Source organism: Halobacillus massiliensis (genome assembly GCF_900166625.1).
Classification (GTDB): Bacteria; Bacillota; Bacilli; order Bacillales; family Halobacillaceae; genus Halobacillus_A; species Halobacillus_A massiliensis.
The window spans coordinates 620,546-646,400 of sequence record NZ_LT800499.1; the positions used below are offsets into that span (position 1 = coordinate 620,546).

The window sequence follows — 25,855 nt, forward strand, 5'->3', positions numbered from 1 at the left end:
TGGAGGTATGATCCTCCGGGCTTTTTTTTATGCTCAAATTTGCTTTATACATGAAATTTTCAAGCTCAGAACGATAACATCTTTCATTTTCAAAAGCAGCTTTTGACCGCTTATCTCTTAGAAGCAGCCGCTTGTTGAAATTCAAGCAAAAGAAGGAAATTTCTGCTTACAATGGAATTAGAGTAAAGTAAGCGAGGTGAAAACGGTGAATGTGAAAATTGATCTAAATGGAAACAATGAGCAGCTGTCTGTCACCATTCATGCAAAAGAGTGGAGTGAAGAACTGGAGCAGCTTGTTCAATTAATCAATGGATCTCAGCGCAAACGTTTGATTGGCATGGAAGGAGCCCAGTCTGTTCTTCTCTCACCCGAAGATATTGAGTATGTATACTCGGAAAGCGGGAGAGTGTTTGCTCAAATTGGCTCCCGAAGCCTTGAACTTAAGATGAAGCTGTATGAAGTAGAAGAATTTTTAAAACCTTATCAGTTTGGAAGGTTTTCTAAGTCTGTGATTGGCAGTATCCGTCATATTGAAAGATTTGAATTATCCTTTAATGGAAACCTCTGTGTTTACTTTACTTCAGGCAATAAAGAATATGTATCTCGTCGTTATGTTCGAAGTTTAAAAGAAAAATTAACAGGAGGAGGAAACTAAATGGGACATCAAATCGTAGAAAGAGTATTCATCGGTCTTGGCTTTTCCGGAATTTTTACATTTGCCGCCTTAACTATCATGATGGTTAATGATGTGCAGGCAGGTGTAGATATAATCTGGAAGAACATGCTGGGAAGTATACTGATGGGGGTCTATTTTAGTCTCGCATCATTACTTTTTGAAGTGGAAAATTGGAGCCTGCTTAAGCAGACGACCCTTCATTTTCTACTGTCGGTAGCCGTGTTTTATACCATCTCTGCTTTTACAGGGTGGGTGCCTTTTACGTTGGGGGCTCTTCTAATAGGTACGGTAATATTTATAGCCATCTACTTTGTTTTTTGGTCTTTAATCGGACTTTATCTTAAGAAAATGACAAACGAAATGAACAAAAGTATCAGTTGAATATTTGATGCAGCAGGGAGAAGATTATGGAAACGAAACCACTATCATTTAAAGCAGAAATAAAACAAGGGCATCTGAACGCACTAAAAGCAATGAATTACGTTTTGGGAGCGGTTATTGGACTAATCACGGGAGCTATGCTGTGGGCTTTTACTGCAGAAGAGGTGGAAATGGGAGCATATCTTGGAGTGATTATTTTAATTATGGCAGTTATCCTCTTTTTTACCTTGAAATCCGGGAAGAATCAAATTCCCGTCAGTATTACTCAAAGCTTCGAAGAAAATGGGCTTTATGAAAAAATTCATTGGCCAACTAAAAATGAAGAAGTGGAAGAGAAGATTTCGTATGTGGATATGAAGAATGTATACATTGGACGGGCGACAAGAATTGTTTCTAAAGTGAGAGGGGAGCGTGTGTCTCAGACGATTTCCTATCCTAAGTTTGTTATCGAATGGGATAGGGATGGGCAGACCGGTTATAAGACTCTGATTTCAGGCTGGCACCCGCCTATTAACGAAATCATAAAGGCTATCCCTTCTCATGTATCTCTACATGCAATCAAGCACAATTTAGGAGCAATTCCAGACAACCGGATGGCGGAGGCTCTCCAAACCATTGAAACTGTACCAGTTGTAAAGAAAACACCGCTAGATTTACCCTTTAAATTTGGCAATATTAAGTTTAGAGATCTTCCTGTCTGGAAGCCAAGCTCAAAATAAAGAAAAGCACTGAAGCTTATTCTATCTGCTCCAGTGCTTTTTTATTGCGGATGATCATCTGTTCAAAGCGTTTCGTAAAATGATCAATCTCTTCTCCCTCTAATGAATCTGTGATGATTTTCCCACACCAGTCGTTCAGCTGGAAGAGAATTCGGTTGCGGACATCAGCTACTGTTAAGTCTGCTCCAAGAAGTTCATTTAATGACGCCATAACGCGCGGATCGATATTCGGGTATTGAAACCGGGTCGGGCTTTCTTTAAGCCCGATCTCATAAAAGTTTTTAAGCAGGCTGGCACGTGCCGCACCGCTGCCTGTGATATCCAGATAAATTTGTACCGCTGAACCGTTTTTCACCCGGCGCTGGGAAATGCCTGCGAATTTTTTGCCGTCTATACTTAAGTCGTAGGTGCCAGGGCAGTAAGAGCGGGTAATCTCGTAAGCTTCAATCTCATCGGTAAGGTCAGCAAACAAATGCTGGATAAAATCAACCATAGCTTCATAACCCTCATGGATGTTAACCTTTTTAGAGTCGGGAAAAATAAGCGACAGGTTGAGTACACCTTCGTCTAAAGCGACCGCAAGACCGCCAGAATTACGGACGACTACCTGATAGCCTTCCTGTTTTAAGTAATCCACTGCCTCGGAAATATGAGGAAGCCGGGCGTCAGGAATTCCAAGTACGATGGTGTCGTGATGAACCCACAGACGTGCTGCCGTCGGGGATTTCTGCTCACCAACGGAAATGGCTAACGCATCGTCAACAGCAAATGACTGAAGCGCTGAAAACGTGGGACCCATACTGCTTTGATCGATGAAGCGACAGGTGTCCGGCCGCAGTAAATGATGTATTTGTTTCATAAGAAATCGTTCTCCTTTATAATAACCAGCACCATTATAACAGAAGTATAAGAAGGGATACCAGGTAACGGAAGAAAGAATAACGAGACCTGCAGCTAACAAGTGTATCTGAGGCCAAAAAAGGGAAAAACAATCCCAGGTACCATGTTCCTCCAATAAAGTATATAATAAGGGAAAATGTCGTAAGGAAAGGGTCGACTATGGCATATCGTGATGAACAATTAAGTGAAGAAAAAGTGTTTAAAGACCCGGTTCACCGTTACATCCATGTACGGGACCGGGTGATTTGGGATTTAATTGGAACGCCTGAATTCCAGCGCCTGCGCCGGATTAAACAGCTGGGGACGAGTTATTTAACGTTCCATGGCGCGGAACACAGCCGTTTTAATCACTCTCTAGGCGTCTACGAAATCGTGCGTCGAATTATTAGAAATTTTGAAGATCGCCCGAACTGGAATTCGGAAGAACGTCTGCTCTGTTTAGCCGCAGCGCTGCTTCATGATTTAGGACATGGACCGTTCTCTCATTCATTTGAAAAAGTATATAAACTGGATCATGAAGATTTTACCCAGGCTATTTTACTTGGGGATACGAAGGTTAACAAAGTGCTGAGCAGAGTAAGCAGGAATTTTCCTAAGCATGTAGCGGACGTAATTAATAAAACTTACAGTAATAAGCTGGTCGTAAGCTTGATTTCCAGTCAAATTGATGCCGATCGTATGGATTATCTGCAGCGAGATGCGTATTTTACAGGAGTCAGCTATGGCCATTTTGATATGGAGCGTATTATGCGCGTCATGCGTCCTATGGGAGATCAGGTCGTTGTAAAAGAAAGTGGTATGCATGCCGTTGAAGATTACATTATGAGCCGTTATCAAATGTACTGGCAGGTTTATTTCCATCCCGTCACTCGAAGTGCGGAAGTGATTTTATCAAAAATTCTTCATCGTGCCAAAGAGTTGTATGAAGACCGGTATGAGTTTGAGCTGGAACCGATCCATTTTCTATCATTCTTTAAAGGAAGCCCTTCGCTTAGGGAATATTTGGCACTGGATGAGTCCATTGTGCTTTATTATTTTCAAATGTGGATGGAAGAAAAAGATGAGATTCTATCTGACTTGTGTGACCGGTTCGTCAACCGCCGTCTGTTTAAATATATTGAATTCAATCCAAACCTGCAGATGGCCGAATGGATGGAGCTTTATAAGCTTTTCAACAAAGCGGGAATAAATCCTGATTATTATTTAGTGGTTGATTCAAGTTCTGATTTGCCGTATGATTTCTATCGGCCAGGTGAAGAAGAGGAGAGACTGCCGATCCATCTCCTAAAACCTAATAACGAATTAAAAGAGTTATCCAGATTATCGGAAATCGTCGAATCAATTTCCGGTAAAAAGCGGACAGATCACAAGCTGTATGTGCCTGAGGACATGCTTGCAGCCATGTCCAGCCGAAGTAAGACGAAGAAACGGATTTTGGAAATATTGTATGGACAGGGGAGTGGGGAATGATGTTGGAGAATCATGCAAAGCTGATGCAGTTCTTCTCTAGCTCTGAACCGATTATCGGACGGAAAAGATTACAGAAAATGATTTACATACTTAAAAAGTGTAAAGTACCTTTTGAAGAACGTTATGAATTTCATTTTTATGGTCCTTATTCAGAAGAATTAACGCTTCGTATTGAAGAAATGTGTAATTTGGGTTTTATTCAGGAAACGAAAGAAGAGAAAAAGAATTATTACCAGTACCGCTATGAAGTTATGGAAGCTGGACGGAAATTCCTGCAACATTATGAAACGGCACTTCCTCCGCTTAATGAACATATAGAAGCAATGAATAAAGAAAGCTCACGTTTTCTGGAGCTTGTTTCGACCATGCTGTTTTTCGAACACTTGCCGAAAAATGAAGTGGCGGAAAAGGTGTTTTCCGTTAAGAGTAAACAGAATTATACGGAAGAAGATATTGAAACAGCCTGGAAATTTATTGAAAAGCTGCGAGGTATTCATTAATATAAAGTTAGAAAGATACACTAACCTTTTAGTGTATCTTTTTTTGGTTTGGAGAGGGGGCAGCCAATGAAAGTAATCAAATTTATTTTGTATTACATATTAGGGGCGGCAGGTATCTTTTTTATTAGTCTTGCTCCGTCTTTGTTTAGGGGAGGATCTTTTCTAAATTTGAAAGTTTTTTTCCATGAGGGAAGAATGCTCATTGAGAGCATGGCTGATCCCTCGCAGTGGGTATATCAAACACTTCGTGAGACAAAGCCCTTAATTCCGTATTTATGGGAGCTTTATCTTTATTCGATGACGATCTTTGCCGGTGCCATGATTATAGCGGTAGTCACAGCTTTACTTCTGGCATTTGGGGTTCTATTTCTGCCTGATAGAATAAAATTCCCGTTTAAAAGAATCATTGACTTATTAGAAGCTTTTCCTGATTTGCTGCTGGCATTTTGTCTTCAATTCTTTATCGTCTGGTTTTTCGAAAAAACAGATATTCTGTTAATAGATTTTCTCACACTTCGTGATGATAAAATTTACTTACTTCCTATAATTACGCTGGCTGTACTACCTGCTGTTACTCTTTACAAGATTCTTCTCCTTCAAATGGAAGAGGAAATGGCAAAATCTTATGTATCATTAGCGAAAAGCAAAGGTTTGACAAAATCGTTTATTTTAATGCGGCATGTGCTGCGAAATATTCTTAAGAGCACTTTTTATCAATCCAAAGTCGTAATCTGGAGCTCACTATCAAGCCTTATGATTATAGAATACATATTTAATATAAATGCAATTACTAACGCGTTGGTTTCAGACTTTCGACCGATAGTTACGATGGTTATTCTATTAATGTTATTCACCCCATTTTTTATTATCTACCAGGGAGTAGAACTCTTTATTTTCAAAGAACAAAAGATAACAGAAGAAACCGATCTTAAGATGAACTCTTTTATAGGCCGCTTTCAAAAGCGAACCAGACATAATGACTGGTGGAAACAGATTGTCCAGGGAACAGTGGTGCTCTTCAAAAATCCTAAATTCCTGGCGGGCTTCTCTGTTATCTTTTTAATTACAATGACAAGCCTTATTTACACATTAACCGCTGATCCTCTTGTTGATAAGATTTATCATATCGAAAACGATGAAGGGAAGCTTGTGAGTGCTGCTCCTCATTCTCCTGAGTACGTTTTTCTGGGCACGGATATTCTTGGGTTTAGTATTTTTGATCAGCTTCTCACAGGGGCAAAATACACCGTGCTGTTTGCGCTGGTGATTGCATTTTTAAGAGTTGCTTTAGGTTTCATTCTGTCGATTCCGTACACCTTTTTTCTTCCGGAGGGATGGCAGCGTGTAATCAGTAAAGTGGTCGACGGCATACATTTCCTTCCAATAACGGCAATAGCCTATTTATTGTTGCTTCCTGTGCTTATGATGCCAGTTGACGGTTTTACCACAACAGAAACAGAGCGAATTGTTTATCAGGGGCTGATTTTAACTGTATTGGCAGTTCCTCTGCTCGTCATTTTATTTAGAAACGAAATGAAGCTGATGATGAGAGAAGAATTTGTGCTAAGTACTAAGGTTTTAGGAGGAAGCTCTGTCCACTTAATTTGGCGTCATTTGCTGCCGCATTTGAAGGCGAGGATCGTCATTATCTTTGGACAGCAGTTTATCCAGACATTGCTTATTTTCATTCATCTTGGGGTCTTCGAAATTTATTTTGGAGGTACGAAGTTATCTTTTGATCCACTAAGGCCTGATCCGCCTCAATCCACGACGTATGAATGGTCCGGCTTGATCGGTGGTTCTAGAGAGGCCTTAATGACCGGTCACTGGTGGTACATTATTCCGCCTTTGGCTGCATTCATGATATTAATTATTTCTATGCAGGGGATCATCCAGGGAATTAAAGAAGTTCAGCTTAGAAGGGCCGGAGTACCAGTTAAACAAAAGAAAGAAAGAATTTCGTTTCAAAAAAAGAACCTTCACGAAAGCAGTTCTCAAGTGTATGACATAACGAAAGCGGAGAAGTTTGTTTTTATTAGTGAAGCTGCAAAAAAAAGAATTAAACAAACGTTTGATTAAGGAGGATACATTCATGAAAACAAGGCTCGAACATGTCCGAATAAATGTGGGGAATTTAACACAGGCTGTTAAATGGTATGAAGAATATCTTGGATTCAAAGTGGAAGCTGTCTGGCCTCCGGAGAACCCGAATTATGCGCATTTCGAAAGTGACGGAGGGGCCATTTTTGCCTTAATGGAAGGTGGCGCTTCGACGACTGGACGGTTCAACTTTTACATCAAGGATGTTGACGGATTATGGGAGCAGTTGAAAGGAAAAGTGGAAATAGTTGAACAGTTGATGGATACCCCCTATGGAAGCAGAAAATTTACGATCTGTGATCCAGATGGAAATGAACTTGGCTTTGTTCAGGGCTAATGAAAAGAGCTCTTAAGCATAATCGCTTAAGAGCTCAAGACTTAATCAATGAGGCGTTTTCCGGCAACACCGTAGTTTTGTTTTTTCATTTCTTCAATAACTACTGTTACCGCTTCCTGACGGGCACCCGTTGTCTCTGTTACTGCGTCTGTCACGCGTTCGACTAACGCTTTCTTTTGTTCGTCGGTGCGCCCTTCGAGCAGCTGTACCGTAATAATCGGCATGACGTTCTCCCCTTTAATACCTATAAATAAATCTCTGTGTATTTAATAAGGTTCGATCCTTTTCATCAAATTCCTGCTTTTTTCGCAAAAAAATTTTGAATCTGAGAAGAATCGTTGTTATGAAAAGAGAACTTTTCCTATGTTAAAATAAGGGGAGCAGCTTCATGAAGGAGGATTTAATCGAGATGAAAGAATTTGAACAGTTTAAAAAAAGTGATGAGAAACAGGATAAAAAGAAAAATCAGTTTACAATTATAAAAGATGACTCTACCGATGGTCACGGGGGATACGGTGTGGGGTCAATCAGTTTAGAAAATATGACTCCCGTTATCGTAGATCCTAATGAAGAAAAAGCTTATGTAGATATGGGCGCCCTGCATGCAAGAAGTGCAGTTGAAAAGAGAATCCGCTTTTTAACCGACCGCTCTGAAGTACCTAATGGAAAGCTGTATTGGATCGCCTGGGTAACGGTTGACTACCGAGACGGCAAGCCTTCTTATTACGGAGTAGCAGGAAGTGAACTCGTTGTAGACCGTGAAATACGTCGTGGCTATAAGCTGCTTCCAGAGCATGTGAACCATATGGATAAATCATTAAAAGGAAAATTTGTAGTCGATCATATGGATGAGAAATCTAAAAAGATTCTCGGCGATTATTTAAAAGAGTTCAAACCTGAATTATGGGAAAACACCGATCAGTCTCTTAAAGACAGTCTCGATGGTTAATAAAACAAACGCCTCTTTTCCAAAAGAGGCGTTTTTCTTTTTGGAAATACCTACAAAAACAATCCTGTCTATCAGCGGATATCACTAAGGCCCTATCTATTGAGGACGTTTTTTCATCCTGGACTGGGAAAAGACGGTTCCGTTTATCACGTTTGGAGAAAAGCGGCTGGGAAATGACTCGCTTTCCGCGGGGAGCCGGTGAGCTAGCTCGCTGCACTCGCGGATCTCACCCAGGCCCGATTCTCAATATTCAGGCAAACGGAACGGAATCTCTCTAAAATCGTCTTCCTAAATTTCCATTAAATAACTCATGTAAAAAGCGAACGTGCGTGCTATAATAAGAACAAACGTTCGCGAACGGAGGGTTATCTATGCAAAGCCGTGACAGAGGTTCTATTAAATGGACATCGCTTATGCTTCCAGAGCATGTTGAAATGATTAAAAAGATATGGAAAGAAGATGAACGGGTGGAGAAGGGGCTCCTTGACGAACAAAAAGCAGCCGAAATTGATTTCCTTCTTCAGCGTGCTCTCCATGATGATCTGACGGTGGAACTGCGGGTTCATAATGGATTTGGCTATGACGTATGGCCATTGAGAGTTACACGTGTAAATAAACAGGAACGTACAGTGGAAACAGTATTGGTTGACACTCAGGAAACGCGTACTTTCCCTTTGGAAGTCGTCTCTGATATTAAAATTGTGTAACGGTTCACAAGATGTTCACAAAATGTTCACGAACTTTCTAGAATTGTTATCTTGACTAGAAACCAGCTCGAATAATACTATTAAGGAACACATGGGTTATACATGTATGCTAGGACAGAGAAAACGACCGGCAAAAGCCGGTCGTTTTCTCTGTCTTTTTTTAAGTTGCTATTACGACAGCCAATCTATAACGTTTTTGTACCAAGGATCGTTCTGGAGTTCTTTTTCGATTTCTCTAATATCAGAGTCTTCGATTTCTTTACCTTCACATGTCTCTTTAGGAATGTCCTTTTCTTTTAAATAAACGAGTCGTTCTTCAGGACAGGCCGGACTGGATAGTTTTCCGGATTCTGGGTTGATGTAAACGCCTTTTAATTTTTTAGAAGGCGGAGTGAATGTTGCGGCCGGGAGATCCTTGTGTATTCCTTCAATGGACTTCGCCCATATTTCCTTTGAATACTGGTGGTCACGTGTCTTCGTCATTTCTCTGTTATCGTCATAACCGCTCCATACGCCCATCACGTAATCCGGGCTGAAGCCGATCATCCAGCTGTCTGTATCTGTAGTTCCTGATTTACCGCCGTACGTTCTAGTCAGCTGATCAGCGATTGTGGCACCGGTTACACTCATATACCCATTCAAAGACGGATCGAACATCCCCGTCATCATATGTGTTACGGAAAATGCAGTATCCTTATCGATTTTTTTTCCTTTTTTCTTGGCTTCATATTCGTATAAGACGTTATCCTGCTGATCAGTGATTTTCGAGATGGTATGTTTTTGGACACTTGAAGATCCATTTACGAGCTTTGCGTAGCCAGCTACCATGTCATAAAGAGGTATAGAGGCTGTCCCTAAAGCAAGAGAAGGAACCTCGGGCACGTCTCCTTTCAATCCGAAATCCTGGAGTGTTTTAACCAGCTTGTCAGGTCCAAGATCAACGTTCGTTTTTACGGCATAGATGTTATCTGATAAAGCGAGAGCCTGTGCCATTGTTATTTCGTCATCAGCATAGTAGTTATTGAAATTGCTGGGCGAATATACATCCCCATTGTCGAGTTTAAAAGTAGTTGGCTTGCTTTCCTGCATTGTAAGGGGAGTATAGCCGTTTTCTAAAGCTTCATAGTATAAAAAAGGTTTAATTGTGGAACCCACCATTCGTTTAGAGTGTGTGGCTCGATTATAAGTACCCTCTTTATAATCCCTTCCTCCAACCATTGCAGTTACGGCACCGGTGGAGTTGTCCATCACGACGGCGGCTGTCTGAATTTCATCGTTTTGCTTCATTTCCTCTGCCACCGATTTTTCTAATAGCTCCTGATGATCTTCCACTAATGTTGTGTATATATGAAAGCCTCCTGACTCGACTTCTTCTTGTTTCAGGTCGAGCAGACGAGCTGCCTCTCGCATTACTTCTTCCTGGAAGTAAGGAGCGATTGATTTCTCATCTTCTGTGTGGGCATAGTAATTAAGGGATGCAGTTACTGCTTCCTGTTTTTCATCACTCGTAATGTATTCAAGATCTCCCATTCTTGTTAAAATCCGCTCCTGCCGTGTTTCTGCATTCTCTTTGTTGGCAAGCGGCGAATAGTAGGTTGGTCCCTTAGGAATACCGGCAAGCATTGTCGCTTCAGCAAGTGTCAGGTTCTTGGCACTCTTATTAAAATAATAGCGGCTGGCCGACTCAATACCGTAAGCTCCATGACCGTAATAGATCGTGTTCAGGTAGCCTTCCAGTATTTCGTCTTTTTCATAGAAAAGCTCGAGACGGACAGCATACATTGCTTCTTTAACTTTACGGGTCCATGTTTTCTCATGTGTTAAGTAAAGATTTCGTGCATACTGCTGGGTGATTGTACTGGCTCCTTCTACCATGCTCATTGATTTAATATCGGTTAAGACGGCGGAAGCAATCCTTTTAAGATCAAAACCGAAGTGATTATAAAATCGGTGGTCTTCAATCGCCAGTGTAGCGTCGACCAGCTCTTCATTCATCTCTTCAAGGCTGATCCACTCGCGGTTCTCACGAGCCCGGGCATCTTCCATTACTTTACCGTCCGCCTTATAAAACACAGTGTCCGGCATATTGTTCAGTGACGGAGGTCCGAGCATTATGGCATAGATAAGCACAGCCAGCACACCAATCGCGCCGATTACAGATAGAGCAAACGCCGTTTTAAAACTGCGGCGCACCCATTTCCAAGTTAAACGAATAAATAATAGCATTATCCTATTCTCCTGACTGTTATAATTGCTATTATTATGTGGAAATCACAAGTAAAATAAACATGTGCTTGCTTTTTAAAAAAATTCCACTATAATTTGTTTGGCGAAATGTGAAAGGAGAGTCAGCAGATGGCTACATGGTTTACAGAAAAACAAACCGAAAACTTCGGAATTACAGCGAAGGTAAATCGGTCTTTGCATAAAGAGAAAACAGACTTTCAGGACTTAGAGTTGCTTGAAACAGAGGAATGGGGCAATATGCTCGTTCTCGATGATATGGTTATGACAACAGAGAAAGACGAATTTGTATATCATGAAATGATCGCACATGTGCCTTTATTTACTCATCCGAGTCCGAAAAAGGTACTTGTAGTTGGTGGAGGAGACGGCGGTGTTATCCGTGAAGTGTTAAAGCACGAGAGTGTAGAAAAAGCAGTGCTTGTAGAAATTGATGGGAAAGTTATTGAATATTCCAAGCAGTATCTGCCTTCAATTGCAGGCACCCTTGAGGACCCGCGTGTTGATGTACAGGTGGATGACGGGTTTATGCACATTGCCAAAAGCGAGAGGGAATACGATGTGATTATGGTCGATTCCACTGAACCGGTAGGCCCTGCTGTTAATCTCTTTACTAAAGGCTTTTACGAAGGGATTGCCAAGGCCTTAAAGGAGGACGGCATTTTTGTTGCTCAGACGGACAATCCATGGTTTAAAGCAGATCTAATTAAACAGGCGTTCAGCGATATTAAGGAGACATTTCCGATCACTAATATTTATACGGCCAATATTCCGACATACCCTAGCGGTCTATGGACGTTTACAATGGGAAGTAAAATCTATGACCCTAAACAAGTTCCAGCTGAACGTTTTACCGATATTGATACGAAGTACTATACAAGCGAGCTCCACAAGGCGGCGTTTGCGCTTCCTAAATTTGTAAAAGATTTAACGAAGTAAGGAGGATCCTGCATGCCCCATTATTTTGATGAGTCCTATTCAGGGAAGGTTTTTATAATGAGCCGAGCGTCCGAGAATGACGCCCAGGCCGTAATTTATGGAATGCCAATGGATTATACAGTCAGCTTCCGCCCGGGCTCGCGTTTCGGTCCCAATCGTATCCGCGAAGCTTCCATAGGCTTGGAAGAGTACAGTCCTTATTTAGATAAGCATCTGGAAGAAGTGGCTTACCACGATGCTGGAGACCTTATGTTTCCTTTTGGAAATGCGGAGAAGAGCCTTGGCATAATTGAAGAGTTCATGAGTGATCTTCTTGGAAAAGGGAAGTTTCCAATCGGACTTGGCGGGGAACACCTTGTCAGCTGGCCCGTCATTAAAACGTTTTATGAAAAAGTCCCCGACTTAAAAATTATCCATATAGATGCACATGCTGACTTAAGAGAGGAGTACGAGGGGGAGGTTCTTTCTCACTCGACTCCAATCCGAAAGGCATGTGAGCTGATTGGCCCTGAGAATGTATATTCGTTTGGGATTCGTTCAGGTATGCGTGAAGAATTTCAGTATGCACAGGAAAGCGGCATGCACATGTACCGTTATGAAGTACTTGAACCTTTGAAAAAAGTTCTTCCAGATCTGGCCGGTGAAAAGGTTTATGTGACAATCGATATTGACGTACTTGACCCTGCTTATGCGCCAGGTACAGGTACAGCAGAAGCAGGTGGGATTTCATCCAAGGAACTGCTTCACGCCATTCATGAAATTGCGCGCTCGGATGTAAAAGTAGTTGGTTGTGACCTTGTGGAGGTAGCCCCTCCATATGATCCTACAGAACAGACAGCAATAGCCGCCAGCAAATTTGTACGTGAAATGCTTTTAGGGTTTGTGAAATAAATGATAGAATGAATCCGTTGCTGAAAAAGAGCAGCGGATTCTTTTTATAGCGTTTAACTATGGCTGTAAGTATATTTGCCGGTGAATTTGACTTCTATTTAGGGGGATAAGGAGGCAGCCAGTAATTGCTGGCGGCTACACATACAAACTTCGCTGCAACGGTGAAACAGATAACTAAAGGAGTAAATGCTGTAATGAATAATAAAATTATCGCGTTTACGGCAGGTTATGCCATGATTATGGCTATACTGCTCGTATTAACGTTTAATTATAACTGGAATCCTTCGGGGTACAGTTATGAGCTGAACCAGCCGGAACTTATTATCAAGCAGGGAATCACTGAATCGAAACAGACGACCGTTAATTTTAACGAGAACATGTCGAACGCGCTCTTGTTTCAAATAGCGGTAAGTAATGTTCAGGCCCATTGGAAGCAGGATCTGCTTGTACTTTCTTTGTTTTTTCCGCTGATTTTGTTTTCCATTTTCAAGGAATATCGTCCCTTTAAAGAGGTGGTTCCGTATAAGTGGTTTGTCGGCCTGAGTGCGGCTGTGATTTTGGCATATGTGGCTTTTTCTATTCCTGATTATGTTACAGAATTAGACACAGTCGAACGATATGTGTCAAGCTTATTGGAATAAACCTTGAGTTTTTAGTGTCAAGTTTTTATAATAAAAAGGTTAAGGATGTACGTGAGGTGAGATAAAATGAGTGGTAAGAATATACGGGTCAAGCTTGTTACGGAAATTCGGGACTCGGGCCGTAAAGAAGAAATGGCGATGTCTGAACCTGGACAATACTTCTCTCGAGGAGAAACGGAGGTTCTTAAGTTTACCGAACATCCAGAAGAAGGAGAGCCGATTCAAACAATGGTAACCGTAAAGCCCGGTCATGTCAGTATTAAACGAACGGGCGGAGTTGATATGCGCCAGGTGTTTCAAAAACAGCTGGAGACAGAGAATTTGTATCACCATACGTATGGTGATTTTCATATGAAGACATTTACAGATCAGATTGAATACCGGCCATTGGCTGAAGCCAAGCAGGGACGACTGTTTATCAGCTATCAAATGACGCTGAACCACGAGGTTACCCAGCGTCATCGGCTGACGTTACTATTTGAGGAGGAAAGTGAATGAATATTGTCGAGCAGACAGAGCAGAAGCTGAAGGAAGAAATTGTACAGGCTGTGAAGCAGGCCGGATTAGCTACAGACGAAGAAATGCCTCATGTGGTCCTGGAGCAGCCAAAAGATAAATCTCACGGTGACTATGCGACGAATATGGCTATGCAGCTGGCACGAATAGCGAAGAAAAACCCGCGTCAGATTGCCACAGAACTTGTGGAAGCCTTTGACCGCTCAAAGGCTTCAATCAAAGATATCGAAATTGCAGGACCAGGTTTTATTAATTTTAAAATGAACAATCAGTACTTAACAGACCTTGTTCCTGCGATTATTGAAGCCGGTCAAAATTATGGCCGTACAGATACAGGAAAAGGCCATAAGATCCAGGTGGAATTTGTTTCTGCCAACCCGACAGGTACGCTTCACTTAGGTCACGCCCGCGGAGCAGCTGTCGGCGATTCTCTTTGTAATGTACTTGAGGCTGCCGGCTATAATGTCTCTCGCGAATATTACATTAACGATGCCGGCAACCAGATGAATAATCTGGCGCTTTCCGTTCAGGCCCGCTATATGCAGGCACTCGGCAAAGAATGGGAGATGCCTGAGGATGCCTATCACGGTCAGGACATTATTAATCTTGGCCAAAAGCTGGTAGATGAAGATGGAGACAAATGGGTCGATGTACAGGAAGAAGAGCGCATAGAATTCTTACGGTCCTATGGCTTGAAATTTTTACTGGATCGGATTAAGCATGACCTGGAAGAATTCCGGGTGCCGTTTGATGAATGGTTTTCTGAGACATCGCTTTATAAAGGCACACAGATAAAAGATGCCCTTCAGGTGCTGAAAGAAAAGAACTATGTATATGAAAAAGATGACGCTACATGGTTTGAAACGACCCAGTTTGGTGATGACAAAGACCGTGTATTGATTAAAAATGATGGATCGTACACGTACTTAACGCCTGATATTGCTTATCACAAAAATAAGCTTGATCGCGGATTTGATACGCTTATTAATATTTGGGGAGCCGACCACCACGGCTATATCCCTCGAATGAGAGCTGCGATTCAAGCCTTAGGCTATAGTGCGGATACGCTTGAAGTGGAAATTATCCAGATGGTGAATCTGTTTCAGGATGGGGAAAAGGTGAAGATGAGTAAGCGTACCGGAAAAGCCGTAACGCTTCGGGAGCTGATGGAGGAAGTAGGAATTGATGCTATGCGGTATTTCTTCTCTATGCGTTCAGCTGATTCCCATCTCGATTTTGATATGGACCTTGCCCGCTCTCAATCGAATGAAAACCCTGTATATTACGTTCAGTATGCACATGCCCGCATTTGCACAATGCTCAGTCAGGCTATTGATAAAGGATTGGCAGCAGGCGAATTTGATGGCAGTCATCTTTCTTCAGAAAAAGAAGAAGACCTTCTGAAGAAACTGGGTGAATTTCCTCAGGTCGTGGCAGATGCAGCCGAGAAGCGTACACCGCATCGTGTTACACAGTACACCTTCGATCTTGCTTCTAATCTGCACAGCTTTTACAATGCAGAAAAAGTTCTGGATGGGGAGCACCCGGAACGTACGTCAGCTCGAATTGCCCTAATGAAAGCTGTACGCACCACTATACAAAATGCATTAACATTAATTGGTGTTGCTGCACCTGAGCAAATGTAATTAAAAAGAAGCCGTTTCAGCATAATAATGTGTGGAACGGCTTTTTTGTGGTGAGAGGATCGAAAGTAAAATCTCTTACCAGGTTGATAAGGAGGAAAAATCAATGAAAGAAATTATACTAGCGTTACTGGCAGGATTCATTGTCGGTTTCCTTTTTGCGGCTATAAAATTACCCATTCCGGCACCTCCTGCTTTTGCAGGGATAGCCGGGATTGTGGGGATCTATTTAGGTTTTAAATTTTTTCTGTGGATTGGACCTATGCTTGCCTCTGTATTCCGTTAAAGAAGGGGGAGAAAGGGCTTTGCGATCTGCTCTTTGAGACGGATAGTAAATGCTCTTTTTCTTATCCACTGTTCATCCATAGTCAGGGAATCATCCGCATCGATCATAAAGGCGTTACGAAGCTCTGTGATAAAAGCAGGATCATAGAAATAGACATTTACTTCTTTGTTCAAAAACATACTGCGCTGATCAAAGTTTGCTGTACCGACATCCGCAAACGTGTTGTCGATAACGATTATTTTTGCATGGTAAAAGCCGGCGTCAAATAAACTGACAGTCGCTCCAAGTCGGAATAATTTATACAAAAAAGGCAGGCCGGCTTCGCGTACGAGCGGGTGGTCAGGTTTAAGCGGGATCATCGCGTGCAGGTGAACACCACGGGCAATGGCGGATGTTAAAGCATCCATGACTTTTTTCGTAGGGATGAAATAAGGCGTTCCAATTAAAATTTCTTTTTCAGCCATTGTTATCATTTCTATCAGCTGTCGTTCCAGCTGATTCCCGTCTGTTGCAGTAATTTTTAAATCGTGAGGAGCCTTTGTCTGCGGCACTTTTTCATTCGTATCAGTATCTCCCCAATCATCTGAGAAAATTTTCTGCAAGTTAGCTACGACAGGGCCAGTCACTCGAAAGTGATAATCACGCCAGTCATAAAAATCAGCATTGCCTCCCAAATATACATTTCCTATATTGTAGCTGCCGGTGTAGGCGATTTTATGATCAATGACAGTAATCTTCCGATGATTTCTTCGATTTAGTTTATAAAAGAAATAAGGAAAGCGGGGGACTTCCGCAAATTTAAATTGTACGCCGGCTTCCCTAAGCTCCTGGCGTATTTTTTTGGTGATTTTTAAACTCCCGATCCGATCGACAAATAACCGGACACGGATACCTTCTCTTGCTTTTCTTTTTAATATATCCAGAAATTGAAGCCCGGTTTCATCAGCTGAAACGATAAAAAAGAGGACATCAACGTATTCTTTGGCATCATGGATATCCTGAATCAGCGCTTCATAGAAGGGTGCGCCGTTTATATAGAAAATATAATCTCCGGGTGTTTTCTCAAAACTAAAAGCTCGCTGTTTGGATAAATGATCTTTTCGCCCCAGCTTAAAATCTAAAATAATTAATAAGATGATAACGGCAATGAAAATAAGGATAAGAGTAAAAATCATGCGTGTTTCCTCCTTATAAAGCGGATAAAGTTAGTTTGCCCAAAAAAAAGCGGATTAGGCATATGAAAAATTTCGGAAACTAGTTGACTGAATGCTCATTCATAACTTATTATAAAGCTATAGTATTCAGAATATTAGTTCGACAATGAACATCAGAGGGGGAGAGCAGATGAGTCCGTTATTAATCGCCAACTGGATTTTATTCCTTGCGGTCACCATTTACGGATTATACTTATTCGTAAGCGTCGTGCGTACACGAATCGCCTACATTAAAATGGGCCGGAAGTTTGAATTTGACGGGGAGATTAAAGATCGTCTGAAACGCGTATGGGTCAATGTGTTTGGCCAGAAGAAGCTTTTGAAGGACAAGAAATCCGGCATTATCCATGTCATGTTTTTCTACGGTTTTATTCTCGTGCAATTTGGAGCCATCGACTTTATTTGGAAAGGACTTGCTCCTGATTCACACTTGCCGCTTGGATTTTTCTATCCTGGATTTACGTTCTTTCAGGAACTAGTCACTTTTATGATTATCGTTGCAGTTGTGTGGGCTTTTCACCGACGTTATGTTGAAAAGCTTGTTCGCTTAAAAAGAGGATTTAAGTCTGGTCTTGTTTTATTGTTTATCGGTGGATTAATGGCAACTGTTCTAATCGGTAATGGAATGGGTATGATTTGGCATGGTCATGAAGGTGCCTGGACCGAACCAATTGCGTCCGTTATTGCAAACGCTTTCGCTTGGCTTCCACCGGTTGCTGCTGCTACTGTATTTTTCATTATGTGGTGGATTCACCTGCTGATCCTGTTAACATTCCTGATTTATGTACCGCAGTCAAAGCATGCACACTTGATTGCTGCACCAGTCAATACATTTTTAAGCCGTCAGGATCCTCCTGGGAAGCTGAAAACGATTGATTTTGAAATTGATGAAGAAGCTGATGAAGAGGATGTTTCCTTCGGTGTTGGAAAAATTGAAGACTTCAATCAATTACAGATGATTGATTTTTATGCTTGTGTAGAATGCGGCCGCTGCACGAATGTATGCCCGGCATCAGGCTCCGGTAAAATGCTGTCACCTATGGATCTAATCATTAAGCTGAGAGATCATTTGACGGAAAAAGGAGCTGCCGTAACTGGAAAAGCTCCCTGGGTTCCGGCCTATGCTTTTTCAAACACAGAAGGTAATACGCTTGCCCAAATGACTCGTGCACAAGGAGAGGGAGAAGCTGCCGCTGCTCTTGAGGAAGTGAACAATAAGAATTTAATCGGAGACGTGATCACAGAAGAAGAACTATGGGCGTGTACAACTTGCCGAAACTGTGAAGACGCCTGTCCAGTAATGAACGAACACGTGGATAAAATCATTGATCTGCGCCGCTACCTCGTATTAACAGAAGGAAAGATGGATGCAGACGGCCAGCGCGCGATTATGAATATCGAACGTCAAGGAAACCCTTGGGGCCTTTCTAAAAAAGATCGGGAAAACTGGCGGGATGCCGAAGAGGATGTCCATATCCCAACAGTGAAAGAACTGAAAAAATCAGGGGAAGACTTCGAATATCTGTTCTGGGTGAGCTCTATGGGGTCTTATGATAATCGCAGCCAGAAAATCGCAATGGCTTTTGCTAAATTGATGAACGCAGCCGGTATAAAGTTTGCAATTCTTGGAAACAAAGAACAAAATTCTGGCGATACCGCACGCCGGATGGGAAATGAATTTCTTTTCCAGGAGCTTGCAGAAAAGAATATTAAAGAATTTAACAAGAATGACGTGAAGAAAATTATTACGATTGATCCACATGCCTATAACATTTTTAAAAATGAGTACCCGGATTTAGGGTTTGAAGCAGAGGTTTATCACCATACCGAAATGCTATCCATGTGGTTGAAGGAAGGCAGACTTAAGCCTGAGGCAGAAGTGAATGAAACGATCACATACCATGACAGCTGCTACCTCGGCCGATATAACGAAGTTTATCAGCCGCCGCGTGAAGTCCTTGAAATGATTCCTGGAGTCAAAGTCGTAGAAATGAAACGCAACCGCTCCAACGGAATGTGTTGTGGAGCCGGCGGCGGTATGATGTGGATGGAAGAAAAATCAGGAAACCGCGTAAACGTAGCAAGAACAGAACAGGCTCTAGAAGTGGAACCGACCATGATCTCAAGCGGCTGCCCATTCTGCCTGACAATGCTTTCCGATGGAACAAAAGCAAAAGAAGTAGAAGATAAAGTAAGCACAATGGATATCGCTGAAATCCTGGCTAAATCCATATTTCCTGCTAAAGAGGAAGAGAAGACATCAGCCTAAGAACTTATTAAAACCTGTCTTTAATGATTTACCCGCGAGTACCTTGACTTCGCTGCGATTTTAGAAGAATAGCCGCTAAAATCTTATAATGACCGCGATTTTTAAAGAGTTTGCCGCGAAAACCTGAATTTGGCGGTGAATCTGCAAAAATCGACCAAAATCTAAAATACCAGTGGAAAGTGTACAGAATTTTTTGTACACTTTCCTTATGAGAGAAGATTGAGCGAGCGTTCAATCACCATATAATTGAAAGCGTTTACTAAGAAAAGTAGAGGCGGCCTGGTAGACACGAAACGCATAAGCAAGATGCCGGAATCGGCTGTCTTTCGCCGAGATTGCTTATGACGCGAGTGTCTGGCCGCCGGAACTGGACAAAAGAAAAGCGGAGGCGCCTTGGTCAGCTTCGACAAGCATAAGCCAAGCGATGGAGGGAAGTGGTCTATCTTCCCGTAATCGTTGACTTATGACCTCGAGCAGCTAGGCGCCAGAGCTGGATAGAAGAGAGATAAATAAAGAGGAGGAACTATACTTATGAGCAAAACAGTAATTGTTTCAGGAGCGAGAACACCTTTTGGAAAATTTGGAGGCGGGTTAGCACCATTAACAGCTGCTCAGCTGGGCGGTATTGCAATTAAAGAAGCACTCAAGCGGGCGAATGTGAATGCAGAGGATGTGGATGAAGTTATTATGGGCACTGTTCTTCAAGGCGGCCAGGGACAGCTGCCATCCCGCCAGGCTTCCAGAGAAGCGGGCATTCCATGGGAAGTTAAAACAGAGACAGTGAACAAAGTTTGTGCCTCTGGCATGCGCAGTGTCACAATGGGAGACCAGTTCATTCGCCTGGGGGAAGAAGACATTATTGTAGCGGGCGGTATGGAAAGCATGAGCAATGCTCCTTATTTCATGCCGAAAGCCCGCTGGGGACTGCGGATGGGAGATTCCCCTGTGAAAGATATGATGGTACACGATGGTCTCACATGTTCTTTTGAAGGTGTTCATATGGGGAACTACGGAAACCGGACGGCAGAGGATTTAGAGCTGACACGTGATGCACAGGACGAATGGGCCTACCGTAGTCATCAGCGTGCCGCGGCATCTGCAGACAAATTAGCTGATGAAATCGTAGCTGTTGAAGTACCGCAGCGAAAGGGAGATCCGAAAGTCATCAGTACTGATGAAGCCCCGCGTAAAGATACGAGCGTAGAAGCATTGGCTAAGCTGCGTCCGGTATTTGATCCGCAAGGGACGATTACGGCTGGAAATGCGCCGGGGGTAAATGATGGAGCTTGCGCGATGGTTCTAATGTCTGAAAAGAAAGCAGCGGAAGCCGGTGTACAGCCGCTTGCCACCATTTTAGCTCACGAAGAAATTGCTGTAGAAGCTCACGATTTTCCGAAGACGCCAGGACTTGTGATTAATAAGCTCCTCGAAAAAGCAGGAAAGACAGCCGATGACATTGACTTATACGAAATCAATGAAGCTTTTGCCGCGGTTTCTCTCGCAAGCGGTAAGATCGCCGGTCTTGACCATGAGAAGGTCAATGTTAACGGAGGGGCTGTTGCGTTAGGCCACCCGATTGGAGCGAGTGGGGCACGCGTTGTTTTAACACTTGCTTATGAATTAAAGCGCCGTGGAGGCGGTCTTGGGATTGCAGCGATTTGCTCAGGCGGCGGGCAGGGAGATGCTGTGCTGATTGAAGTAGGAGGTCGTGGATAAATGGCAGTTGAAAAAGTAATGGTAATCGGAGCCGGACAGATGGGAGCCGGAATCGCTCAAGTTTTTGCCCAGTCCGGAATCCACGTGAAATTAAATGATTTAAAAGAAGAAGCGTTAGAAAAAGGATTGGACGGAATTAATAAACGACTCAGCCGAGCTGTTGAAAAGGGAAAATTGACAACAGATGAGCAGCAGCAGGCACTCAGCAGCTTAAGCGGTACAACCGATCTAAAGGATGCAGCAGACTGTGATCTAATCATTGAAGCCGTCATCGAAAATATGGATGTCAAAACAAAGGTGTTTCAAGCACTGGATGAAATTGCACCATCACATGCCATTCTTGCTTCCAATACTTCTTCGCTTCCGATTACAGAAATTGCGGCTGTTACGAAGCGCCCTTCTCAAGTAATCGGGATGCATTTTATGAACCCTGTACCTGTCATGAAGCTTGTTGAAATTATCCGGGCGATTCAGACAAGTGATGAAACATACCAGGTTGTTGAGGATACGGCAAAGAAGCTGAACAAAACACCTGTAGAAGTAAACGATTTTCCTGGGTTTGTTTCCAACCGGATTTTAATGCCAATGATTAACGAAGCGATTTACACGGTTTATGAAGGGGTTTCTTCCGTAGAAGATATCGACACGGTCATGAAGCTTGGGATGAACCATCCGATGGGGCCGTTAACGCTGGCTGATTTTATCGGTCTGGATACATGTTTATATATTATGGAAGTACTTCACGATGGATTTGGCGACAGCAAATATCGTCCCTGTCCCTTGTTAAGGCAATATGTTAAAGCAGGCTGGCTTGGTAAGAAATCCGGCCGCGGATTCTACACCTATGAATAAGAATGAGGGAGAGAAGAACGATGCACTTGGAGTTTACGGATGAGCAGCGCATGCTTCGGAAAATGATAAGAGATTTTACAGAAAAAGAAGTTTCTCCTGCAATTGAACAGATGGAAAAGGAAGATCGCTTTCCTGTTGAGCTTGTAAGGCGGATGGGAGAGCTGGGCCTTATGGGGATTCCTATTCCTGAAGAATATGGCGGCTCAGAAATGGATTATACATCTTACGTCATGGCGATTCATGAGATTTCGAAGGTGAGTGCTACACTGGGGGTTATTCTTTCCGTACACACTTCTGTAGGTACAAACCCGATTCTTTATTTCGGAAATGAAGAACAGAAACAGAAGTATATTCCAAAGCTTGCTTCTGGAGAATATTTAGGAGCTTTCGCATTAACGGAGCCAAGTGCGGGGTCAGATGCTGGAAGCTTAAAAACACGTGCTGAGAAGAAAGAAGATTATTATATTTTAAATGGTGAAAAGATTTTTATTACAAATGGCGGCGGTGCTGATACATTTATTGTCTTTGCAAGAACAAACAAAAATGAAAAACGCGGCAAAGGTGTAAGTGCCTTTATCGTTGAGCGGGACACTCCCGGATTTACGATTGGAAAAGCGGAGAAAAAAATGGGAATGCATGGGTCCAGTACTGTTTCCTTAAGCTTTGACCAATGTAAAGTGCCGGCCTCCCAGCTGCTTGGAAAGGAAGGGGAAGGCTTTAAAATCGCCCTTTCCAATTTAAATACCGGAAGGATCGGAATTGCGGCCCAATCTCTTGGAATTGCAGAAGCAGCACTTGAGCATGCTGTAGCTTATGCGAAGGAAAGGGAACAGTTCGGACGTCCAATTGCCCAGCATCAAGGGATCTCCTTTAAACTTGCTGATATGGCCACGAGCGTAGAGGCGGCAAAACTATTAGTCTACCAGGCTGCTTCCTTGCAGGGAGCCGGGAAGCCTTGTGCAAAAGAAGCTTCAATGGCGAAATTATATGCTTCACAGGCAGCAATGGATACGGCGATTGAGGCTGTCCAGGTTCACGGCGGCTATGGATATACGGAAGATTATGCAGTTGAGCGCTTTTTCAGAGATGCAAAGGTTTGCCAGATTTACGAAGGAACGAGTGAAATTCAGCGCATTGTTATAAGTAATCATTTAACGAAAGACTAGGAGGAAAACAAATGGATTTTACATTAAGTGAAGAACAGCAAATGCTCCGAAAAATGGTGCGGGACTTTGCGAAAAACGAAGTAGAACCGACAGCTGCTGAACGGGATGAAGAAGAGAGGTTTGACAGAGAAATCTTTGATAAAATGGCGGAGCTCGGTTTAACAGGAATTCCGTGGCCAGAGGAATACGGGGGCATCGGATCAGATTTCGTAAGTTACGTCATTGCTGTTGAAGAATTGTCGAGAGTTTGTGCATCCACAGGCGTTACACTGTCTGCGCACATTTCACTGGCGAGCTGGCCGATCTATAAGTTTGGTTCAGAAGAGCAGAAGAAAACGTTTCTTACCCAGCTGGCGACAGGAGAAAAACTGGGGGCATATGCGCTTTCTGAGCCAGGAGCTGGAAGCGATGTATCCTCCATGCGGACAATGGCGAAGCTTGACGGCGACGAGTATGTCTTGAATGGAAGCAAGGTCTGGATTACCAATGGGGGAGTAGGAGATATTTACGTCGTATTTGCTAAAACGGATCCTGAGGCAGGCAGTCGAGGTGTTAGTGCATTTATCGTGGAAAAGGGGACACCTGGGTTTACTTTCGGCAAGAAAGAGAAGAAGCTTGGTATCCGTTCCTCTCCTACGACCGAGCTGATTTTTGAAGACTGCCGGATTCCAAAAGAAAATCTGCTTGGAGAAGAAGGCCAGGGCTTTAAGATTGCCATGATGACACTTGATGGAGGGCGTAATGGCATTGCTGCCCAAGCGCTTGGAATTGCCCAGGGGGCACTGGATGAGTCAGTAAACTATGCAAAAGAGCGCGAGCAGTTTGGTAAACCGATTGCACAGCATCAGGGGATTTCCTTTAAGATTGCAGATATGGCAACAGATATTGAAGCGGCCAGGCTGCTTACGTATCAGGCGGCTTACCTGGAATCTGCCGGCCAGCCTTACGCGAAGGCTTCCGCTATGGCAAAGCTGTTTGCAGGCGATGCTGCCATGCGGATTACAGTAGAAGCTGTCCAGGTTCACGGCGGCTACGGCTATACGAAAGATTATCCAGTAGAGCGTTACATGCGTGATGCAAAGATTACTCAGATTTATGAAGGAACAAATGAAATACAGCGACTTGTGATTGGCCGAATGGTGACAAAATAAGAGAGAGGAGGCCCGGGCATGCATATATTAGCTGAAAAAATTCAACAACAGGACATGCGGGCCCTCGCTCGTGCCATCACGATGATTGAAAATGATCATGAAGAAAAACTTGAGCTGATGAGTGATATTTTTTCCATACAGAAAAAAGCCCATCATATCGGAATTACGGGCTCTCCAGGAGCAGGAAAAAGTTCACTCATCAATCGGCTGCTTACTCACCTGCGGTCGAAAGATTTGACGGTGGCGGTTATTGCTGTCGATCCTACAAGCCCGTTCAGCGGCGGATCATTGCTCGGTGACCGAACACGGATGAATCAGCACTTTCTTGATCCGGGTATTTTTATCCGCAGTATGGCTACACGCGGCAGCCTTGGCGGATTAGCAAGGGCAACAAAGGATACGATACGTGTCTGCGATGCCTACGGGTTTGATGTCATTTTAGTGGAAACCGTTGGTGTAGGACAGTCCGAACTGGATATTATGAAAGTCGTGGATACGACTGGTCTCGTCCTTACCCCAAACAGTGGGGATGTGCTGCAGATTTTTAAAGCCGGAATTATGGAAATTGCCGATTTATTCGTGATCAATAAGGCCGATCTGCCGGGGGTGGTAAAGCTTAAGGCAACCCTTGAGGAATATATGATGATTGCTCAGCCTAAAGGATGGCATCCACTGATTGTAAAAACCATTTCAACAGAAAACAAAGGAATGGAAGAACTGTGGCAGGGAATGACCAGCCACTATGACTATCTATATGAAACAGACCAGGGGGAGAAACGGAGACAGCTGCAGCTGCGGCTGGAGGTCTATGAATTGATTCGTGAAGAAATCTGGCGGGACGTAAAGATTAAAATAGAAAAAGAGACCGGGAAACTTAAACAGCTTGAAGACCCGGCCGCTGATCCTTATGAGCTGGCACGCTCTTGGTACCAAGGATGGAAGGGTGAAAGAGGATGACAAAAAAACAGGTCCACTCTTCAATTAAAGATGAAGCCCTTGTAACAAAACGCCGTGAACAAATGATTAAAGGAGCTGTCTCTCTTTTTACTGAAAAAGGGTTTCATAAAACGACGACCAGGGAGATTGCGAAAGCCTCGGGTTTCAGCATCGGTACTCTTTATGAATATATCCGCACAAAAGAGGATGTTCTTTTTCTTGTTTGTGATTCCATTTATGAGCGTGTTAAAGAAAGAATGGAAGCCTCGATCGTTCAAAATCAAACGAGTACAGCCAGCTTAGTAGAAGCGGTTCGGGCTTATTTTCATCTTATGGATGAAATGCAGGGGGAAGTTCTCGTGATGTATCAGGAAGTTAAATCGCTTCCTAAAGATGCAAAGGATTATGTCCTTCAGAAGGAACGCGAGATGGTTGCTATGCTGGAAAAAGTAATAAAGAGCAGTCTGCCGATTTCGATATCAGATGAAACGGCTGCGCTTGTGGCAAATAATATTTTTATCCAGGGACAGATGTGGGGCTTCAGGCGCTGGATTCTCCAGAGGACGTTTACCTTGGAATCCTATACAGAACAGCAGATTCAAATGCTGCTTCAGGGATTGAATATTAAACAGAGTGAATTAATATAAGGGAA

General features: G+C 43.0%; 26 protein-coding genes. 22 read left to right on the forward strand and 4 right to left on the reverse strand.

The features are described 5' to 3' along the window. Positions 1-205: 205 nt before the first annotated feature. From B7E06_RS03105 to B7E06_RS03115, 3 genes are read left to right on the forward strand one after another with little or no spacing between them, the layout of a single operon-like run. Positions 206-655 (forward strand): LytTR family DNA-binding domain-containing protein, encoded by a 450-nt coding sequence (locus tag B7E06_RS03105; protein WP_082232616.1) that lies wholly within the window; start codon positions 206-208, stop codon positions 653-655. Continuing rightward, positions 656-1,057, forward strand: a complete 402-nt coding sequence (locus B7E06_RS03110) for a DUF3021 domain-containing protein (RefSeq protein WP_082232617.1) — start codon at positions 656-658, stop codon at positions 1,055-1,057. Between the two features lie 26 nt (positions 1,058-1,083). After that, the gene (locus B7E06_RS03115) at positions 1,084-1,776 is read left to right on the forward strand and encodes a hypothetical protein (RefSeq protein ID WP_082232618.1); all 693 of its coding nucleotides are present in this window, start codon (positions 1,084-1,086) and stop codon (positions 1,774-1,776) included. A gap of 16 nt (positions 1,777-1,792) precedes the next feature. On the opposite strand, the gene B7E06_RS03120 is transcribed toward B7E06_RS03115, so the two are convergent. Next, positions 1,793-2,635, reverse strand: a complete 843-nt coding sequence (locus tag B7E06_RS03120; protein WP_082232619.1) for a lipoate--protein ligase family protein — start codon at positions 2,633-2,635, stop codon at positions 1,793-1,795. A 200-nt stretch (positions 2,636-2,835) separates the two neighbouring features. Here B7E06_RS03120 and B7E06_RS03125 point away from each other — a divergent pair, with 200 nt between their 5' ends. From B7E06_RS03125 to B7E06_RS03140, 4 genes are all read left to right on the forward strand, one after another. Continuing rightward, the gene (locus B7E06_RS03125; protein ID WP_082232620.1) at positions 2,836-4,146 is read left to right on the forward strand and encodes an HD domain-containing protein; all 1,311 of its coding nucleotides are present in this window, start codon (positions 2,836-2,838) and stop codon (positions 4,144-4,146) included. After that, positions 4,146-4,646: a YwgA family protein gene (locus B7E06_RS03130; RefSeq protein ID WP_082235886.1), complete on the forward strand. Its 501-nt coding sequence runs from the start codon at positions 4,146-4,148 to the stop codon at positions 4,644-4,646. The genes B7E06_RS03125 and B7E06_RS03130 overlap by 1 nt, the downstream gene beginning before the upstream one ends. 66 nt (positions 4,647-4,712) lie before the next feature. Continuing rightward, positions 4,713-6,725, forward strand: coding sequence for an ABC transporter permease subunit (locus B7E06_RS03135; protein WP_082232621.1), 2,013 nt, complete (start codon positions 4,713-4,715; stop codon positions 6,723-6,725). Positions 6,726-6,738: 13 nt separating this feature from the next. Next, positions 6,739-7,083: a VOC family protein gene (locus tag B7E06_RS03140; protein ID WP_082232622.1), complete on the forward strand. Its 345-nt coding sequence runs from the start codon at positions 6,739-6,741 to the stop codon at positions 7,081-7,083. Positions 7,084-7,124: 41 nt separating this feature from the next. On the opposite strand, the gene B7E06_RS03145 is transcribed toward B7E06_RS03140, so the two are convergent. Further along, on the reverse strand, positions 7,125-7,307 hold the full coding sequence (locus B7E06_RS03145) for a 2-hydroxymuconate tautomerase (RefSeq protein ID WP_082232623.1): 183 nt from the start codon (positions 7,305-7,307) through the stop codon (positions 7,125-7,127). A 185-nt stretch (positions 7,308-7,492) separates the two neighbouring features. Here B7E06_RS03145 and B7E06_RS03150 point away from each other — a divergent pair, with 185 nt between their 5' ends. Continuing rightward, positions 7,493-8,032: a YwhD family protein gene (locus B7E06_RS03150; RefSeq protein ID WP_082235887.1), complete on the forward strand. Its 540-nt coding sequence runs from the start codon at positions 7,493-7,495 to the stop codon at positions 8,030-8,032. A gap of 371 nt (positions 8,033-8,403) precedes the next feature. Then, on the forward strand, positions 8,404-8,739 hold the full coding sequence (locus B7E06_RS03155; protein ID WP_082232624.1) for a YolD-like family protein: 336 nt from the start codon (positions 8,404-8,406) through the stop codon (positions 8,737-8,739). Positions 8,740-8,910: 171 nt separating this feature from the next. On the opposite strand, the gene B7E06_RS03160 is transcribed toward B7E06_RS03155, so the two are convergent. Continuing rightward, the gene (locus B7E06_RS03160; RefSeq protein WP_082232625.1) at positions 8,911-10,965 is read right to left on the reverse strand and encodes a transglycosylase domain-containing protein; all 2,055 of its coding nucleotides are present in this window, start codon (positions 10,963-10,965) and stop codon (positions 8,911-8,913) included. Positions 10,966-11,094: 129 nt separating this feature from the next. On the opposite strand from B7E06_RS03160, the gene speE reads away from it, so the two are divergent. The 6 genes from speE to B7E06_RS03190 all read left to right on the forward strand — a co-directional run bounded on the left by speE (position 11,095) and on the right by B7E06_RS03190 (position 15,899). Further along, positions 11,095-11,922 carry a polyamine aminopropyltransferase gene (gene speE / locus B7E06_RS03165; protein WP_082232626.1) on the forward strand — a complete coding sequence of 276 codons (828 nt, stop codon included), beginning with the start codon at positions 11,095-11,097 and terminating at the stop codon, positions 11,920-11,922. Positions 11,923-11,934: 12 nt separating this feature from the next. Further along, the gene (speB, locus tag B7E06_RS03170) at positions 11,935-12,813 is read left to right on the forward strand and encodes an agmatinase (RefSeq protein WP_082232627.1); all 879 of its coding nucleotides are present in this window, start codon (positions 11,935-11,937) and stop codon (positions 12,811-12,813) included. 125 nt (positions 12,814-12,938) lie between these two features. Next, the gene (locus tag B7E06_RS03175) at positions 12,939-13,454 is read left to right on the forward strand and encodes a hypothetical protein (protein ID WP_082232628.1); all 516 of its coding nucleotides are present in this window, start codon (positions 12,939-12,941) and stop codon (positions 13,452-13,454) included. A gap of 66 nt (positions 13,455-13,520) precedes the next feature. Further along, positions 13,521-13,952, forward strand: coding sequence for a YwiB family protein (locus tag B7E06_RS03180; protein WP_082232629.1), 432 nt, complete (start codon positions 13,521-13,523; stop codon positions 13,950-13,952). Then, entirely contained in the window at positions 13,949-15,616 is a 1,668-nt protein-coding gene (argS, locus tag B7E06_RS03185) for an arginine--tRNA ligase (protein WP_082232630.1), read from the forward strand. The genes B7E06_RS03180 and argS overlap by 4 nt, the downstream gene beginning before the upstream one ends. A 103-nt stretch (positions 15,617-15,719) precedes the next feature. Beyond that, positions 15,720-15,899, forward strand: a complete 180-nt coding sequence (locus B7E06_RS03190) for a XapX domain-containing protein (protein WP_082232631.1) — start codon at positions 15,720-15,722, stop codon at positions 15,897-15,899. Here B7E06_RS03190 and cls read toward each other — a convergent pair. Further along, positions 15,896-17,074: a cardiolipin synthase gene (gene cls / locus B7E06_RS03195; RefSeq protein WP_082232632.1), complete on the reverse strand. Its 1,179-nt coding sequence runs from the start codon at positions 17,072-17,074 to the stop codon at positions 15,896-15,898. The two genes, B7E06_RS03190 and cls, sit on opposite strands and share 4 nt — an antisense overlap. A 169-nt stretch (positions 17,075-17,243) precedes the next feature. Here cls and B7E06_RS03200 point away from each other — a divergent pair, with 169 nt between their 5' ends. From B7E06_RS03200 to B7E06_RS03230, 7 genes are all read left to right on the forward strand, one after another. Further along, positions 17,244-19,382, forward strand: coding sequence for a heterodisulfide reductase-related iron-sulfur binding cluster (locus B7E06_RS03200; protein ID WP_082232633.1), 2,139 nt, complete (start codon positions 17,244-17,246; stop codon positions 19,380-19,382). Between the two features lie 531 nt (positions 19,383-19,913). Next, the gene (locus tag B7E06_RS03205) at positions 19,914-21,098 is read left to right on the forward strand and encodes an acetyl-CoA C-acetyltransferase (protein ID WP_082232634.1); all 1,185 of its coding nucleotides are present in this window, start codon (positions 19,914-19,916) and stop codon (positions 21,096-21,098) included. Continuing rightward, positions 21,099-21,950, forward strand: coding sequence for a 3-hydroxybutyryl-CoA dehydrogenase (locus tag B7E06_RS03210; protein WP_082232635.1), 852 nt, complete (start codon positions 21,099-21,101; stop codon positions 21,948-21,950). A 20-nt stretch (positions 21,951-21,970) separates the two neighbouring features. Continuing rightward, on the forward strand, positions 21,971-23,116 hold the full coding sequence (locus B7E06_RS03215) for an acyl-CoA dehydrogenase (RefSeq protein ID WP_082232636.1): 1,146 nt from the start codon (positions 21,971-21,973) through the stop codon (positions 23,114-23,116). Positions 23,117-23,127: 11 nt separating this feature from the next. Beyond that, entirely contained in the window at positions 23,128-24,267 is a 1,140-nt protein-coding gene (locus tag B7E06_RS03220; RefSeq protein ID WP_082232637.1) for an acyl-CoA dehydrogenase, read from the forward strand. A gap of 18 nt (positions 24,268-24,285) precedes the next feature. After that, positions 24,286-25,224: a methylmalonyl Co-A mutase-associated GTPase MeaB gene (gene meaB / locus B7E06_RS03225; RefSeq protein ID WP_082232638.1), complete on the forward strand. Its 939-nt coding sequence runs from the start codon at positions 24,286-24,288 to the stop codon at positions 25,222-25,224. Further along, entirely contained in the window at positions 25,221-25,850 is a 630-nt protein-coding gene (locus tag B7E06_RS03230) for a TetR/AcrR family transcriptional regulator (protein ID WP_082232639.1), read from the forward strand. The genes meaB and B7E06_RS03230 overlap by 4 nt, the downstream gene beginning before the upstream one ends. Positions 25,851-25,855 lie beyond the last annotated feature (5 nt).

Bases quoted from the DNA above. Each gene is read 5' to 3' on its own strand.
- B7E06_RS03130 (WP_082235886.1), top strand. From the start codon at position 4,146: ATGTTGGAGAATCATGCAAAGCTGATGCAGTTCTTCTCTAGCTCTGAA.
- B7E06_RS03220 (WP_082232637.1), top strand. From the start codon at position 23,128: ATGGATTTTACATTAAGTGAAGAACAGCAAATGCTCCGAAAAATGGTG.
- B7E06_RS03190 (WP_082232631.1), top strand. From the start codon at position 15,720: ATGAAAGAAATTATACTAGCGTTACTGGCAGGATTCATTGTCGGTTTC.
- B7E06_RS03180 (WP_082232629.1), top strand. From the start codon at position 13,521: ATGAGTGGTAAGAATATACGGGTCAAGCTTGTTACGGAAATTCGGGAC.
- B7E06_RS03205 (WP_082232634.1), top strand. From the start codon at position 19,914: ATGAGCAAAACAGTAATTGTTTCAGGAGCGAGAACACCTTTTGGAAAA.
- B7E06_RS03230 (WP_082232639.1), top strand. From the start codon at position 25,221: ATGACAAAAAAACAGGTCCACTCTTCAATTAAAGATGAAGCCCTTGTA.
- speB (WP_082232627.1), top strand. From the start codon at position 11,935: ATGCCCCATTATTTTGATGAGTCCTATTCAGGGAAGGTTTTTATAATG.
- B7E06_RS03150 (WP_082235887.1), top strand. From the start codon at position 7,493: ATGAAAGAATTTGAACAGTTTAAAAAAAGTGATGAGAAACAGGATAAA.
- B7E06_RS03210 (WP_082232635.1), top strand. From the start codon at position 21,099: ATGGCAGTTGAAAAAGTAATGGTAATCGGAGCCGGACAGATGGGAGCC.
- speE (WP_082232626.1), top strand. From the start codon at position 11,095: ATGGCTACATGGTTTACAGAAAAACAAACCGAAAACTTCGGAATTACA.
- B7E06_RS03215 (WP_082232636.1), top strand. From the start codon at position 21,971: ATGCACTTGGAGTTTACGGATGAGCAGCGCATGCTTCGGAAAATGATA.
- B7E06_RS03115 (WP_082232618.1), top strand. From the start codon at position 1,084: ATGGAAACGAAACCACTATCATTTAAAGCAGAAATAAAACAAGGGCAT.
- B7E06_RS03160 (WP_082232625.1), bottom strand. From the start codon at position 10,965: ATGCTATTATTTATTCGTTTAACTTGGAAATGGGTGCGCCGCAGTTTT.
- B7E06_RS03155 (WP_082232624.1), top strand. From the start codon at position 8,404: ATGCAAAGCCGTGACAGAGGTTCTATTAAATGGACATCGCTTATGCTT.
- meaB (WP_082232638.1), top strand. From the start codon at position 24,286: ATGCATATATTAGCTGAAAAAATTCAACAACAGGACATGCGGGCCCTC.
- B7E06_RS03145 (WP_082232623.1), bottom strand. From the start codon at position 7,307: ATGCCGATTATTACGGTACAGCTGCTCGAAGGGCGCACCGACGAACAA.
- B7E06_RS03200 (WP_082232633.1), top strand. From the start codon at position 17,244: ATGAGTCCGTTATTAATCGCCAACTGGATTTTATTCCTTGCGGTCACC.
- B7E06_RS03120 (WP_082232619.1), bottom strand. From the start codon at position 2,635: ATGAAACAAATACATCATTTACTGCGGCCGGACACCTGTCGCTTCATC.
- B7E06_RS03135 (WP_082232621.1), top strand. From the start codon at position 4,713: ATGAAAGTAATCAAATTTATTTTGTATTACATATTAGGGGCGGCAGGT.
- argS (WP_082232630.1), top strand. From the start codon at position 13,949: ATGAATATTGTCGAGCAGACAGAGCAGAAGCTGAAGGAAGAAATTGTA.
- B7E06_RS03140 (WP_082232622.1), top strand. From the start codon at position 6,739: ATGAAAACAAGGCTCGAACATGTCCGAATAAATGTGGGGAATTTAACA.
- B7E06_RS03110 (WP_082232617.1), top strand. From the start codon at position 656: ATGGGACATCAAATCGTAGAAAGAGTATTCATCGGTCTTGGCTTTTCC.
- cls (WP_082232632.1), bottom strand. From the start codon at position 17,074: ATGATTTTTACTCTTATCCTTATTTTCATTGCCGTTATCATCTTATTA.
- B7E06_RS03125 (WP_082232620.1), top strand. From the start codon at position 2,836: ATGGCATATCGTGATGAACAATTAAGTGAAGAAAAAGTGTTTAAAGAC.